At 63.6% G+C, this 12,745-nt stretch carries 17 protein-coding genes and 1 tRNA gene; 4 read left to right on the forward strand and 14 right to left on the reverse strand.

Annotated features, from left to right (window positions below; translation table 11 throughout):
* Positions 1-3 precede the first annotated feature (3 nt).
* Positions 4-94: transfer RNA gene (locus tag G7076_RS00120), tRNA-Ser, on the reverse strand.
* Positions 95-165: 71 nt separating this feature from the next.
* Here G7076_RS00120 and G7076_RS00125 point away from each other — a divergent pair.
* Genes G7076_RS00125 through G7076_RS00135 form a run of 3 tightly spaced genes read left to right on the forward strand, consistent with a single transcriptional unit; the run spans position 166 to position 1,747 of the window.
* On the forward strand, positions 166-564 hold the full coding sequence (locus tag G7076_RS00125) for a metallopeptidase family protein (protein WP_166199338.1): 399 nt from the start codon (positions 166-168) through the stop codon (positions 562-564).
* Complete coding sequence (locus G7076_RS00130) at positions 561-1,112, forward strand: ATP-binding cassette domain-containing protein (protein WP_166199340.1); 552 nt, start codon at positions 561-563, stop codon at positions 1,110-1,112. The genes G7076_RS00125 and G7076_RS00130 overlap by 4 nt, the downstream gene beginning before the upstream one ends.
* Positions 1,085-1,747 carry a heme exporter protein CcmB gene (locus G7076_RS00135; protein ID WP_166199342.1) on the forward strand — a complete coding sequence of 221 codons (663 nt, stop codon included), beginning with the start codon at positions 1,085-1,087 and terminating at the stop codon, positions 1,745-1,747. Before G7076_RS00130 ends, G7076_RS00135 begins: the two co-directional genes overlap by 28 nt.
* Here the strand turns inward: G7076_RS00135 and G7076_RS00140 are convergent.
* From G7076_RS00140 to G7076_RS00170, 8 genes are read right to left on the reverse strand one after another with little or no spacing between them, the layout of a single operon-like run.
* Positions 1,744-2,613: a class I SAM-dependent methyltransferase gene (locus G7076_RS00140; RefSeq protein WP_166199344.1), complete on the reverse strand. Its 870-nt coding sequence runs from the start codon at positions 2,611-2,613 to the stop codon at positions 1,744-1,746. The two genes, G7076_RS00135 and G7076_RS00140, sit on opposite strands and share 4 nt — an antisense overlap.
* A complete protein-coding gene (locus G7076_RS00145; RefSeq protein WP_166199346.1) occupies positions 2,610-3,833 on the reverse strand; it encodes a pitrilysin family protein in 1,224 nt (407 codons plus the stop codon). The genes G7076_RS00140 and G7076_RS00145 overlap by 4 nt, the downstream gene beginning before the upstream one ends.
* Complete coding sequence (locus G7076_RS00150; protein WP_166199348.1) at positions 3,833-4,420, reverse strand: SURF1 family protein; 588 nt, start codon at positions 4,418-4,420, stop codon at positions 3,833-3,835. Before G7076_RS00150 ends, G7076_RS00145 begins: the two co-directional genes overlap by 1 nt.
* Complete coding sequence (locus G7076_RS00155; protein ID WP_166199350.1) at positions 4,417-4,773, reverse strand: DUF983 domain-containing protein; 357 nt, start codon at positions 4,771-4,773, stop codon at positions 4,417-4,419. Before G7076_RS00155 ends, G7076_RS00150 begins: the two co-directional genes overlap by 4 nt.
* A gap of 3 nt (positions 4,774-4,776) precedes the next feature.
* The gene (locus G7076_RS00160; protein ID WP_166199352.1) at positions 4,777-5,607 is read right to left on the reverse strand and encodes a cytochrome c oxidase subunit 3; all 831 of its coding nucleotides are present in this window, start codon (positions 5,605-5,607) and stop codon (positions 4,777-4,779) included.
* Positions 5,608-5,638: 31 nt separating this feature from the next.
* The gene (locus tag G7076_RS00165) at positions 5,639-6,184 is read right to left on the reverse strand and encodes a cytochrome c oxidase assembly protein (protein ID WP_166199354.1); all 546 of its coding nucleotides are present in this window, start codon (positions 6,182-6,184) and stop codon (positions 5,639-5,641) included.
* On the reverse strand, positions 6,181-6,312 hold the full coding sequence (locus G7076_RS12605; protein WP_277343921.1) for a hypothetical protein: 132 nt from the start codon (positions 6,310-6,312) through the stop codon (positions 6,181-6,183). The genes G7076_RS00165 and G7076_RS12605 overlap by 4 nt, the downstream gene beginning before the upstream one ends.
* Positions 6,309-7,220: a heme o synthase gene (locus tag G7076_RS00170; RefSeq protein WP_166199356.1), complete on the reverse strand. Its 912-nt coding sequence runs from the start codon at positions 7,218-7,220 to the stop codon at positions 6,309-6,311. The genes G7076_RS12605 and G7076_RS00170 overlap by 4 nt, the downstream gene beginning before the upstream one ends.
* Before the next feature lie 71 nt (positions 7,221-7,291).
* Between G7076_RS00170 and G7076_RS00175 the strand changes: the two genes are divergently transcribed.
* Positions 7,292-7,903 carry a peptidylprolyl isomerase gene (locus tag G7076_RS00175; RefSeq protein ID WP_166199358.1) on the forward strand — a complete coding sequence of 204 codons (612 nt, stop codon included), beginning with the start codon at positions 7,292-7,294 and terminating at the stop codon, positions 7,901-7,903.
* Here the strand turns inward: G7076_RS00175 and G7076_RS12610 are convergent.
* The 5 genes from G7076_RS12610 to coxB form a co-directional block, all read right to left on the reverse strand.
* Positions 7,896-8,030, reverse strand: coding sequence for a hypothetical protein (locus G7076_RS12610; protein WP_277343922.1), 135 nt, complete (start codon positions 8,028-8,030; stop codon positions 7,896-7,898). The two genes, G7076_RS00175 and G7076_RS12610, sit on opposite strands and share 8 nt — an antisense overlap.
* Positions 8,031-8,355: 325 nt before the next feature.
* The gene (locus G7076_RS00180; RefSeq protein WP_166199360.1) at positions 8,356-9,129 is read right to left on the reverse strand and encodes an exodeoxyribonuclease III; all 774 of its coding nucleotides are present in this window, start codon (positions 9,127-9,129) and stop codon (positions 8,356-8,358) included.
* 62 nt (positions 9,130-9,191) lie between these two features.
* On the reverse strand, positions 9,192-9,650 hold the full coding sequence (locus G7076_RS00185) for a hypothetical protein (RefSeq protein WP_166199362.1): 459 nt from the start codon (positions 9,648-9,650) through the stop codon (positions 9,192-9,194).
* 146 nt (positions 9,651-9,796) lie between these two features.
* Positions 9,797-11,473: a cytochrome c oxidase subunit I gene (gene ctaD, locus G7076_RS00190; RefSeq protein ID WP_166199364.1), complete on the reverse strand. Its 1,677-nt coding sequence runs from the start codon at positions 11,471-11,473 to the stop codon at positions 9,797-9,799.
* Between the two features lie 19 nt (positions 11,474-11,492).
* Positions 11,493-12,590: a cytochrome c oxidase subunit II gene (gene coxB, locus G7076_RS00195; RefSeq protein ID WP_166199366.1), complete on the reverse strand. Its 1,098-nt coding sequence runs from the start codon at positions 12,588-12,590 to the stop codon at positions 11,493-11,495.
* Positions 12,591-12,745: the final 155 nt, after the last annotated feature.

Here is a 12,745-nt window from a genome sequence, read left to right on the forward strand (position 1 = left end):
GATTGGCGGAGCGGGAGGGATTCGAACCCTCGATACGGTTTTGCCGTATACTCACTTTCCAGGCGAGCGCCTTCGACCACTCGGCCACCGCTCCGCATATCGCTGGACGGCGTCCCTCTAGTGGCGCTTGGCGACAGGCACAAGCTTGCCTAAGGCTTTGCCGCCATGGTGCGGCAGTTCGATCATCCTCCGACGCTCGACGAGATCGAGGCGATCGCCCGTTCGGCGCTAAAATCCCTGCCGCAGCCATTCGCTTCCAAGCTCGCTCACGTCGTTCTTCAGGTCGAGGATTTCGCCGATGAAGATCTGCTGAAAGAGCTCGGCATCGAGCATCCGCTCGACCTGACGGGCGTGTACGAAGGAATTCCGATCGGCGAGCGAAGCGTCGACACGTCCGGCACCATGCCCGACCGCATCCGCCTGTTCCGGCGCGCCATCCTCGACGAATGGATCGAGGACGGTGAGGAACTGGAGCATCTCGTCCGCCACGTCCTGATCCACGAAGCCGGTCATCATTTCGGCTTCGGCGATGAAGACATGCACGCGCTGGAGGAAGAGGGTTGAGCCTGCTCCGCGGGCATGGACTTGCGCTGGTCCGGGGCGGGCGGTTGCTGTTCGAGGGGCTCGATATCGAAATCGAATCTGGGGATGGAGTTGTGCTCACGGGTCCAAACGGCTGCGGCAAGTCGAGCCTCATCCGCCTCGTGGCGGGACTCCTCAAGGCAGGCGCCGGAAAAGTCGAACGCGCGGACGCCGCTCTCGCAAACGACGACCTTGCACTCGACAGCGAACTTCCGCTCGGACGGGCGCTCGGCTTCTGGCGCGGCCCCAGGCTTGCCGAGGCAATGGCGGCGTTCGGGCTCGACCGGCTTGCCGATGTCCCGGTTCGATTGCTTTCGACCGGCCAGGCCCGCCGCGCCCGGCTCGCTCGGGTGATGGCCAGCGGCGCACCATTGTGGCTGCTCGACGAGCCCCTGAATGGCCTCGATTCCGACGGCCGCAACCGGCTGGAAATAGCCATCCGCGACCACCGGTCCGCTGGGGGTGGCGTGCTCGCCGCAAGCCACCAGCCGCTGGGAGGCGAATGGCAGGTCGTGGACATGACGTCGTGATCTTGGCGCTCATCGTGCGTGAGTTTCGGCGCGGCCTCACAGGTTCGGCATGGCTACCGATGATTTTCTTTCTGATTGTCGCGGCGATCGTGCCATTCGCCGTTGGTCCTGACGCACCCGTCCTTGCGCGCATTGGGCCGGGCGCCTTGTGGATCGCCGCCCTGACGTCAGCCCTGCTGCCGATCGAGCGCCTGATCGAACCGGACCGCGCTGATGGGCTGCTGGACCAATTGGCGCTTGCCGGGACGAGCGAGGAAGGCGTCGCATTCGCCAAGATCGCAGGTCACTGGCTGGCATTCGGTCCGTTGCTATTCATTGCCCTTCTTCCTGCCAGCGCCCTGGTTGGCCTGGATCAGCAAGCGACGGCGCGAACCGCGCTGTCACTGGCGATTGGAACGCCGGCGTTGGCCGCACTTGCGGTCGCTGTGGCGTCACTTACCGCGGGACTTGGCCGAGCCTCGTCCCTTGCCGGGGTGCTGCTTCTTCCGCTCGCGGTTCCGCTGGTGATTTTCGGTGCCGCTGCAACAGGGAGCGATTCAGGTTCGGCGCTGAAGCTGGAAGCCGCCGTCGCCTTGTTCATCATCGCCGGAGCGCCGTTCGTCACCGGCGCCGCGATCCGCGCCGCGAGAACCTAGCGGGACCAGCGCGCGAAGATGGCAGTGGGAAGCAGCAGGCCGCGCGCCTCCTCGCGAACCGCCATCTCGCCGCATTCGACAGTGCCGCCGAGATGCGCGGTCAACTGCCGCATCAACTCGCCAATCGCCAGCGCCGACATGCGAACGGCATAGACCGTCAAGACGAGGAACCGGCTGTCCGCATCCAGCAGACTCACGCAATCGCCGAGCAACGGTGCGAGGTGCTCCTCCAGCCGCCACAACTCGCCCTCCGGTCCGCGTCCGAACTTGGGCGGATCGAGCATGATTCCGTCATAGCGGCGACCGCGCCGGACCTCTCGCGCGGTGAACTTGGCCGCGTCGTCGACCAGCCAGCGGATCGGGTGGCCGCTCATTCCGGACAGATCCGCATTGCGCCGGGCACCTTCGACAGACTTCTTCGAAGCATCGACATGTACCATCCGCGCGCCAGTGTCGGCGAGCTGAAGCGTTCCGACGCCAGTATAGCCGAACAGGTTCAGCGCCTCGGTCTCCGGGCCAAGAAGCTCCCGCATCCAATCCCACTGCGGCGTCATGTCGGGGAAGAAGGCGAGATGGCGGAACGGTGTCAGGCTGGCATGGAAGCGGGTGTTGCCACGCGCCAGAGGCCAATCGGCGGGAACATTGCCATGCTTTTGCCAGCGCCCGCCACCTTCCTCGTCGCTTCCGGGGACGAAGGTCGCGTCGGAATTCCAGTCCTCGTTTGAAGGAAGCCACATTGCCTGTGGTTCCGGGCGGATGACCCGGACCGAGCCGTAGCGTTCCAGCTTCCGGCCGTTGCCACTGTCGACGAGACCCCAATCGTTCCAGGGTTCAGCGACGATCGTCTTGAGATCCGCCAGGCTCATGCGGCACGAACCGACGGCACGCCGATTGTCGCGCGGGCAGCGCCGCCGGCGATCATCCTCGATCCAGCCGAACGGATGTCGTCGAGCTTGACCGCCGCGAGCCGCTCGAGAACCTCGTCCGGCTCAATCAGTCGGCCATAAACGGCGAGCTGGCGCGCGGCGTAGCTCGCTTGCCCCCACGGGGTCTCCAGCGACATAAGCAGTCCCGCCTTTGCCTGCGTCCGAACGCGGTCGAGCTCGCGCTGGGTCGCGTCACCCGCGGCCTCGGCGATCACCGAATCGATGATCTGCGCCGCCTCAGCGGACGCTTTTTTCGCCGTGGCCGCATAGGTGTAGAACAAACCTGTGTCGGAGAACGGGTGGACCACCGAATAGATCGAATAGGCAAGCCCGCGATCCTCGCGAACTTCTTGGAACAGCCGCGACGACATGCCGCCGCCAACGATGTCTGCGAATAGCCGCGCGGCGAAATAATCGTCGGCAGTCGCGGCAGGGGCGGGATAGGCCAGCGTCAAATGCGCCTGATCGCTCGGCGCGCGGCTGACTCGGGAGCCGGCGGTAAAAGTCGCCGGGTCGAACGTTGGACGGTCACCATCTGGAAGGTCTGCGAAATGGCTTTCGGCGAGGGCGACCAACACGTCGTGATCGACCTTTCCGGCCGCAGCGAGAATCATTCCCCCTCCGCGATAATGGTCGTTCCGCCAGCGATGGAGATCGTCGAGAGCGATCGCCTCGATGCTCTCTTCGTCGCCGAGAATGGCCCGACCCAGCGGCTGCCCGGCATAGGCAGCGCTCCACAGATCGTCGAAGATGATATCGTTCGGCGTGTCACGCGCTTCGCCCAGCTCCTGGAGAACGACCTGCTTTTCTCGATCGAGGTCACGCGGCGTAAGCTGAGGCCTAAGGACAAGATCGGCGATAATCTCGATACCAAGCGGAAGATGCTCGGCCATCAGGCTGGCGGTGAAGCTGGTGGCGTCGCGCTCGGTGCAGGCGTTGAGATCGCCTCCAACCTCCTCGATCGCCTCGCTGATCTCGCCGGCATTACGTCGGCCAGCGCCCTTGAAGACCATATGTTCGAATAGGTGCGCAATACCGTTGATGCGCGCATCTTCGTGGCGCGATCCGACGTCGGCGAACAGGCCGACGGCCACCGTCTCGATCCCCGGCATGGCCCGGCTGACGACCCGAAGACCATTCGAGAGCGTGGACAGCTGCATCAGTTTGCCGCCTCCTTCGCGCGCTTCGCCAATGCAAGTCCGTAAATGATGAGCGCGATGGCGGCGAAGGCGAACCACTGGACCGCATAGGACCGGTGGTTATTGGGGATCATCTCGGGCGATGGCGGGGCGCTAGCCACAAGCCCGCCGAGCCCGCTTGCGGACACAAGCCGCATGCGCGCAGCCTTGTCGGGCGCGACAACGCCCTCGACCGGGCCTCCGGTCCATTGCGGCTTGCTCTGCGGGTTGGCTGACCAGCCGGCGTCGACGACCATTCCGGGGCCTTCCGCGCCCGTGCGGCAATCGGCAAGGAAGGCATAGCCAACCTCGCGTCGGGCATTCTGGCCTGCGACCTGACGCCAACCAGTGACTTGGAGGCACTGGCCCTTGGCGCGCCGAAACAGTGGGGGCTCTCCGCCAAGGGGCGCGGTGGGAAAGGCGATTTCCGGTAGACCCTGGGAGGCGGCATAGCTTGCAAGCAGCCGCTCTTTCTGTCCGGCGCGGTCGAGCTGCCAGAAGCCAAGGCCTATCATGGTCACGACGGCTGCGGCGACGACGACAGTCGGCAAGACGGGTACGCGGATCATCGGCCGATCCTTCCTTCGCGCGCCTGATGCTTATATTCCTGGTAGAGAAGCGCGGCCTTACCGAGTCTCAGGCCGCCGACCGTCAGCAGGATACCGACGGGAAGCCAGACTGCATGTATCCACCACGGCGGCTCGAACGACAGTTCGACGAATATCGCCGCAACCGCGACAATCGCGCCGACGATCAGGATCAGGAACGCGGCCGGTCCGTCACCGACATTGAACGCGTCGTAATCGAGTCCGCAGGAGCGGCACCGCGCCGCAAGCATTACCGGCCCTCGGAATAGCGTCTTGGCGCCGCAACGGGGGCAGAGCCCCTTGAGGCTCGCCCCCGCCAGGGTCGGACCGGTCATGCCTTAACCGTGGATCGGCGCGCCCCAGCCGCCCCAGATGTAGATGGAGACGAACAGGAAGAGCCAGACGACGTCGACGAAGTGCCAGTACCATGCCGCAGCTTCGAAGCCGAAATGCTGCCTGGGCGTAAAATGACCTTTCAGCGCGCGCAGGTAGCAGACGATCAGGAAGATGGTCCCGACGATAACGTGGAAGCCGTGAAAACCAGTCGCCATGAAGAAGGTCGAGCCATAGATGGTGCCACCATTGGTCGTCTTGAAGGCGAACGGCGCGTGAATGTACTCGTAAGCCTGGATCGAGGTGAACAGCAGGCCGAGCAGGATCGTGCAGAGCAGGCCCTTCTTGAGGCCTTCGCGGTCGCCGTGGATGAGCGCGTGGTGCGCCCAGGTGACCGTGGTGCCGGAGCACAGAAGGATCAACGTATTGAGCAGCGGGAAACTGAACGGATCGAGGACTTCGGTGCCCTTCGGCGGCCATTGTGCCCCGATCGTCTCGACCGCGCTCGGGAAGAGGGCGGCGGAGAAAAACGCCCAGAACCAGGCGACGAAGAACATCACTTCTGAAGCGATGAACAGGATCATCCCGTAGCGCAGGTGGAGCGACACAACCGGCGTATGGTCGCCGGCATGCGCTTCCTTGATCGTGTTGCCCCACCAGCTGGCCATGGTGACAATGACGCCCAGCAGTCCAGCCAGCGTCACCATCATCCCATAGGGGTTGTCGTGCATCCACATGACGCCCCCGCCGAAAAGCGCGAGCGCGGAGAAGGCGCCGATGATCGGCCAGGGATCGGGCGCAAGAATGTGATAATCGTGGTTCTTCGTACCGGCCATGGGAGTGTCCTTGGAATTTCTGGCAAGCGCTCTAGCCGCCGTTTGTGGGATTTTCCACCGGGTAAAATGTATAGCTCAACGTGATCTCGTCGATGTGCTTGGTCGCGTCGTCCTCGCGGATCTTCGGGTCGACGTAGAAGATCACCGGCATCTTAACGGATTCGCCGCCCTTCAGCGTCTGCTCCGTGAAGCAGAAGCACTCGATCTTGCTGAAATACTGGCCGGCCTGGGACGGCGTGACGTTGAATACGGCGCGGCCTGTCGTCGGGCGGGCGACAAGGTTGGTCGCGCGGTAGTAGATTGTCGTTCTGGCGCCGGGGTGAACCCGAACGGTCGTCTGCTCGGGCGCGAACTTCCATGGCATCGACGGTTCGACGTTCGCGTCGAAGCGGACCCCGACCTGGCCGGCGACGGCGCCAGGGGCGCGGTCCGCGACCTGGGTCGTCCCGCCGAAGCCCGTGACCTGGCAGAACACCCGGTAAAGCGGGACCGAAGCGAACGCGAGGCCGAGCATCGCCAGCCCGAACAGGGCGGCACGAAAAGCGACCGTCTTGTTCTTTTCGGCGATGGTATTCATCCGGCAAGCGCCATTTTGGCAATGGTGATCGCGAACACCAATATGGCGAAGCCGCCAAGAATCAGCGCCGTGACCCGGGCGTTGTCGCGCTGGCGGCGGCGAACGAGGTCCTCATCGTCAGGTCTCATGCCAGCACCAAACGGTCGACGACGATGCCCGCGAACAGCGCGAACAGGTAGAGGATCGAAAATCCGAACAACTTTTTCTCCGGTCCCATTTTGGCGGGCTCCGTTGCTGTGTTTCGCGCGACAGCTACCGCCAGCGCAAGGAATAGGAGATTGAGGACGATCGACGTCAGGCCGTAGATCCAGCTGGCAAGCCCAAGCGCCCAGGGCGCCAATGCGGCGGCGATCATTGGCAGGGTGTAAAGCAGAATGTGGCGACGGGTCACCGCGATTCCCGCGACCACCGGGAGCATTGGCACGCCCGCTTTCGCATAATCGGTGCGGACGAACAGGCTCAGCGCCCAGAAATGCGGCGGGGTCCACAGGAAGATGATCGCGAACAGCAGCCACGGAAGAAGCGGCGTGTCGCCGGTCGCCGCGGCCCAGCCGATCAGCGGCGGAAAGGCGCCCGCTGCGCCGCCAATGACGATGTTCTGAGCCGTCCTCGGCTTCAGCCAGACGGTATAAACGAGGACGTAGAACAGAATGGAAAAGGCGAGCCACGCCGCAGCCAGCCAATTGGCCGCGAAGCCCATCAGTATGACGGAAAAGACGCTTAGGCCGACGCCGAAATGAAGCGCGGATTGCCGGTCCATTCGTCCGCCCGGAAGCGGCCGGTTGGCGGTCCGGCGCATCTTAGCGTCCAGATCGGCCTCGTACCACTGGTTGAGCGCACCCGCGGCCCCGGCGGCAAGTGCGATGCACAACACTGCTGTGAAGGCGATGACCGGATGGATTGGTGAACGTGCCGAAAGAAGTCCGCACAAGCCGGTGAAGACGACCAGGCTCATCACGCGCGGTTTGGTCAACGCGAACAGGTCGCGCCAGTCGGCAGGGAGCCGCTGCGTTTCTTCGATCGGCAGGCTGGTCACGGTCCGGGCCTATAAGGGGTTGGCGGGAATTGGAAAAGGACGATTCAGATTCGGCTTGCTATGTCGCCCCAATGATCAAGCGAATCATCCTTGCCACCTTGCTTGCGGCGGCCGCCCCGACCCTTGCTCAGACCCCGCCGGCCCCTGCGGCCCCCGCCTCGACCTCCGTCGCAGAGGAGCTGGTCAGGGTCGCGCTGGAAACCGAGAAGGGCCGAATCGTCCTCGCGCTCGACAAGGGCCGCGCTCCGGTCACCACTGCCAATTTCCTGGCTTATGTCGACAAGGGCTGGCTCGACGGGCAGCCCTTCTATCGCGCGCTGAAATACGGCGAGGGCGGAATCATCCAGGGCGGTGTCCGCGATGGCGCCAGGCAATTGCCGCCCATCAAGCACGAATCGACCGCCGCGACCGGTCTAAAGAATGTCGCCGGCACGATCGCCATGGCCAATGCGGGCGCAGGTACAGCGCGCAGCGACTTCTTCATCATGACCCACGACGTGCCGGCGTTCGACGCCAAGGGACCGGACATTGGCTTCGCCGCATTCGGCCGTGTCATCGAGGGCATGGACGTCGTCCAGGCGATCCTCGCATCGCCGACCAGCCCGACCAAAGGTGAGGGCGTCATGCGCGGCCAGATGCTCGAGCCGGTAGTCAAGATCGTCAAGGCGGCCCGGGTTAAATAGCGTCCCGCTCGGCGCTGAGCTTTTCTCGGTCAGCGGCGAAGCTCCGTTCGAGCGCTGCACGCTTGGCGCCGAGTTCCTCGATCTTGCTGTCCAGCGTGGCAAGTGCCTTGGCATGACGCTTATCCAATGCCGCAATGCGTTGCTCGATATTGGCCCTCGCGAGTTCGGCTTTCGGGCGCCCCTTCGGCTTTGAGCGGGGACGTTTACTCCATTCCTTCTTCGTGCCGCGCTTGGCGGTGATGATGGCGCCTGGTTTGTCGAAGGCGGCATTGCAAACCCCTGCATCGTCGACCCGTTCGGCCAGCTTGGCGCCGAATAGGTCGGTCGACGCCCCCAGGCCTCCAGCGCGGCCTTCTGGCTCGGCGCCGCGACATAGGCGTCATGGAAGCCGATGACCGTCTTGAACAACTTAAGCTTGCCCTTGCCGGCGGTGGTTTTCGAATTGGCCATCGTCAGTCCTTCAACTCGATCCACACAGGCGCATGGTCGCTCGTTCCCGGCCAGCTGCGGGGCTCGCGATCGACCCCGGCCGACCTCAGGCGTTTTGCCGCGTGCCCGTTGAGCAAGGCATGATCGATTCGAATTCCGGCATCGCGCTCGAACGACTGGCGCCAGTAATGCCAGAAGGTGAAGGGCGGCTTCCCCTTGAAATGCCTGTCGAGTGCGTCGGTCCAGCCATCCTCAAGCATCGCGGCGTAGATCTCGCGGGCCTGCGGGGCGAACAGGGCATCGTCCTTCCACCGCTCGGGCTTGTAGACGTCGGATTCGGTCGGGATGATGTTCCAGTCGCCGATCAGGACGACCGGCGCCTTCGCGGCGAACATTGTCGCCGCATGGCGGCGAAGCTCGCTCAGCCAGGCGAGCTTGTAATCGAATTTCGGGCCAGGCCAGGGATTGCCATTGGGCGCGTAGAAGCCGGCGATCAGGACGCCGTTGACGGCCGCCTCAAGATAGCGGGACTGGCTCAGGTCCGGATCGTTCGGAAGGGCTCGGCGAATCTCGACGGGGTCGCCGCTGCGGCTGAGAAGCGCCACCCCGTTCCAGCGGGGTTGGCCGTGCCAGATGGCGGAATAGCCTGCCTCCCTTATCACCCTTTCGGGGAAGCGGTCAGCCGGCGCCTTGAGCTCCTGCAGGCAGACCATGTCGGGCGTGGTCTCTTGAAGCCAGCGGAGCAGGATGGGCAGTCGGCCATTGATGCCGTTCACGTTGTAAGTGGCGATTTTCACGACGGTGAGAACGCCGCCAGGCGCGTCAAGTTCGACAGCTGCCAGTCAAAGGTACGGAAAAGTCAGCGCGGGCTGATGAAATCCCGCGGTTCCTGAGGCGGGCGAGTCGAAAAGTCGCCCTGAAGCTTGCGCACGGCTTCCGAAGTGTCGGACCACATCCGGTCCCACTCGCGCTTCGGCAAACACGTTTCGTGGATGATGATCCGGGTCCCCGTTTCCTTGAGGTCCCGGCATATAATCCGGCTGTCATCATTCAGCGGATAAGCGGTCTCGCGGCCAAGCGAAGCCGTTTCCACGATCGCCTTTTTCTTCGGAGTGCAATAGCGGGTGACGGAGCCGTGGCATGCCTCCCAGCGCCGCCATTCCGCGCGAGTCCGGCAGACCTTAACGGCATATAGCCTTGAGGACGCGTTATTCACTTCCCGGCAGTAGCGGGTCGGCTCTTTCTTCATGCCCGAAGTGTCGGGAAGGGCGGATACGCTGGAAGCAACGGCGATCGACGACATCATGATTGCGAACATGGTGGCCTCCCGTGCCGGGTTTACTCTTCTTATCACGTCGCGTCCGGAACCGGAATGTTCCGGGAAACGGTGTCGCGTCGGTGTCGCCAACGAAAAAGGCCGCCTTGCTTTTCGCAAGACGGCCTATTTTCACAATGCGCCTTCGATCAATCGACCTTGGGCAGCGTCTCGAACTGGTGGAACGGCGGCGGTGAGGACAGGGTCCATTCCAGCGTCGTCGCGCCTTCGCCCCAAGGATTGTCCGGCGCCTTCTTGCCGCCGACGAACGCCCAGATGATGTTGATGAAGAAGATCGCCATGCCGCCAGCCATGATCATGTAGCCGACGGTGGAAAGATAGTTCCACTCAGCGAACGCCGGGCTGTAGTCCGGAATTCGGCGGGGCATCCCGTCGAGGCCGAGGAAATGCTGCGGGAAGAAGATAAGGTTGACGCCGACGAACATCACGAAGAAGTGAAGCTTGCCGAGCAGCTCGTTGTACATCCGCCCGCTCATCTTCGGGAACCAATAGTAGAAGCCGGCGAAGAGCGAGAACACGGCACCCAGCGATAGCACGTAGTGGAAGTGCGCCACCACGTAGTAGGTGTCGTGCATGTAGTTATCGACGCCGCCGTTGGCGAGGACGACGCCGGTCACGCCGCCGACGGTGAACAGGAAGATGAAGCCGATCGCCCACAGCATCGGCGTTTCGAAGCTGATCGAGCCGCCCCACATGGTCGCGATCCAGGAGAAGATCTTCACGCCCGTCGGGACAGCAATGATCATCGTCGCGGCCGTGAAGTACATCTTGGTGTTCACGTCCATGCCGATCGTGAACATGTGGTGGGCCCAGACGACGAAGCCGACGACGCCGATCGCGACCATGGCGTAGGCCATGCCGAGATAACCGAACACGGGCTTGCGGCTGAACGTCGCGATGATCTGGCTGATGATGCCGAAGCCCGGCAGGATCATGATGTACACTTCGGGGTGGCCGAAGAACCAGAACAGATGTTGGTACAGAACCGGGTCGCCGCCGTTGGCCGCATCGAAGAAGGCGGTCTGGAAGTTGCGGTCGGTCAGGAGCATCGTGATCGCGCCGGCAAGCACCGGAAGCGCCAGCAGCAGCAGGAAGGCGGTGACCAGCACCGACCATACGAACAGCGGCATTTTGTGCAGGGTCATGCCCGGTGCGCGCATGTTGAAGATGGTGGTGATGAAGTTGATCGCGCCCAGGATCGAGCTTGCGCCGGCTAGGTGGAGCGAGAAGATCGCCATATCCACCGCTGGGCCGGCCGAGCCGGAGGTCGAAAGCGGGGCATAGACCGTCCAGCCGGTGCCCGCGCCAAGGCCGGTTCCGCCGCTGACGAAAGCAGAGCCGAGCAGTAGGATGAACGCCGGGACGAGCAGCCAGAATGAGATGTTGTTCATCCGCGGAAAGGCCATGTCCGGAGCGCCGATCATCAGCGGCACGAACCAGTTGCCGAAACCGCCGATCATCGCCGGCATGACCATGAAGAAGACCATGATCAGGCCGTGAGCGGTAATTAGAACGTTCCAGTGATGGAGAGCCTCATCGAAGTTGGCGCTTCCCGCACCGATCGGCCAGGCGCCGGTCAGATACTGGATACCGGGCTCCATCAGTTCCGCACGCATCACGCCGGAGATGGCGCCGCCGATGATCCCCGCGAGGATCGCGAAGATCAGGTAAAGCGTGCCGATGTCCTTGTGATTGGTGGACATGAACCAGCGGGCGAAAAAGCCCGGCTTGTGATCCGCATCGTGATGCGCGTCATGCGCTTCGTGAGCCTTGAGCGGAAGCGCGTCGGCTGGAATGGTGCTCATGTTGGTCTCTCGTTTCCGCTTAATTCTGGGCCGTCGCGGCCTGGTTGGTCGCGGGCTGCTGGATGGCGGTTCCTTCCGCCGGCTGGCCGGTCGGCGCTGCCGGCGCCACCGCCGCGGGATTGGCCGGGGTCGTCACAGTCGAGCTGCCCGTGCTGTCGGCTGCCGGGGCAGGCTTGGCGCCGGGCATCGTTCCGCCCTTCGAAGCGACCCAGGCGGCGAACTTTGCCGGCGGGACAACCTCGACCGCGATCGGCATGTAGCCGTGGCGCGCGCCGCACAGTTCCGAACACTGGCCGAAATAAACGCCCGGCTTGTCGACCTTCACCCAAGTTTCGTTGAGACGGCCCGGGTTGGCATCCATCTTGGTCCAGAAGGCCGGGACCGCGAAGCTGTGGATCACGTCTTCGGACGTGACAATGAACTTGACGACCTTACCCGCGGGAATGACCAGGCGTTCGTCGGCCGCCAGGAGGCGCGGGCCGTCGGCATCGGTGCGCGTCCGCGCGCCGGGCGCCAGGCTCGGGTCGCCTGCCTCCTTCAGCATGTTCGAAACGATCTCGAAGCCGCCGTTGTCGGGATACTGGTAGCTCCAGTACCACTGGTGCCCGATCACCTTGATGGTGAGGTCGGCGGGCGGCGGGGAATATTGTTTCGCGAGAAGGCGAATGGACGGGACCGCGATCGCCACGAGAATTAGAACCGGGACGAGGGTCCATACCACCTCGAGCAGCGTGTTGTGACTGTTGCGCGAAGGAGTCGGGTTGGCACGGCGGTTGTAGCGCAGGAGCGTCCAGACCATCAGCGCCAGCACGAAAAGGCTGATCACGACGCACAGGGTCAGCAGCCAGTAATTATGGAAATCGGCCGCCTGCTGGCCAAGCTCGGTCACCTGATCCTGCAGACCCATGCGTCCGTCCGGCATCCCCAGGCCTTGCACCGGCGCGGTTGCCGGCGTGGCTGGAGCAGCCGTTGCGGCCGGAGCCGCCGCTGCGGTATCCGCGGCCGGCGCAGCCGTCGTTGCCGTTTCAACCGTCGAAACATTCGCCTGCGGTGCGGCAGCCGCTGCTGGAACCATCGCCGCGGCTGCAAGGGCAATCGCCCAACCAAAACGTCTCATTCTCGCCCCGATCATGGGTTGCTGGGATCGGTCCGGCACTAGCCCGGACCCCTTGAAAATCGGCGGCCTTATAGGCGGGGAGTTTGCGCCTCTCAAGGGCGGTTGAAGCATTTCTCCGGGCAGCCTAATTGGCGCACCTCGAAACGGGCCGGACG

The organism is Sphingomonas sp. HDW15A, from assembly GCF_011301715.1.
Lineage (GTDB): Bacteria > Pseudomonadota > Alphaproteobacteria > Sphingomonadales > Sphingomonadaceae > Sphingomicrobium.

Bases quoted from the DNA above. Each gene is read 5' to 3' on its own strand.
- G7076_RS00125 (WP_166199338.1), top strand. From the start codon at position 166: ATGGTGCGGCAGTTCGATCATCCTCCGACGCTCGACGAGATCGAGGCG.
- G7076_RS00135 (WP_166199342.1), top strand. From the start codon at position 1,085: ATGGCAGGTCGTGGACATGACGTCGTGATCTTGGCGCTCATCGTGCGT.
- G7076_RS00140 (WP_166199344.1), bottom strand. From the start codon at position 2,613: ATGAGCCTGGCGGATCTCAAGACGATCGTCGCTGAACCCTGGAACGAT.
- G7076_RS00145 (WP_166199346.1), bottom strand. From the start codon at position 3,833: ATGCAGCTGTCCACGCTCTCGAATGGTCTTCGGGTCGTCAGCCGGGCC.
- G7076_RS00150 (WP_166199348.1), bottom strand. From the start codon at position 4,420: ATGATCCGCGTACCCGTCTTGCCGACTGTCGTCGTCGCCGCAGCCGTC.
- G7076_RS00155 (WP_166199350.1), bottom strand. From the start codon at position 4,773: ATGACCGGTCCGACCCTGGCGGGGGCGAGCCTCAAGGGGCTCTGCCCC.
- G7076_RS00160 (WP_166199352.1), bottom strand. From the start codon at position 5,607: ATGGCCGGTACGAAGAACCACGATTATCACATTCTTGCGCCCGATCCC.
- G7076_RS00165 (WP_166199354.1), bottom strand. From the start codon at position 6,184: ATGAATACCATCGCCGAAAAGAACAAGACGGTCGCTTTTCGTGCCGCC.
- G7076_RS12605 (WP_277343921.1), bottom strand. From the start codon at position 6,312: ATGAGACCTGACGATGAGGACCTCGTTCGCCGCCGCCAGCGCGACAAC.
- G7076_RS00175 (WP_166199358.1), top strand. From the start codon at position 7,292: ATGATCAAGCGAATCATCCTTGCCACCTTGCTTGCGGCGGCCGCCCCG.
- G7076_RS00185 (WP_166199362.1), bottom strand. From the start codon at position 9,650: ATGTTCGCAATCATGATGTCGTCGATCGCCGTTGCTTCCAGCGTATCC.
- ctaD (WP_166199364.1), bottom strand. From the start codon at position 11,473: ATGAGCACCATTCCAGCCGACGCGCTTCCGCTCAAGGCTCACGAAGCG.
- coxB (WP_166199366.1), bottom strand. From the start codon at position 12,590: ATGAGACGTTTTGGTTGGGCGATTGCCCTTGCAGCCGCGGCGATGGTT.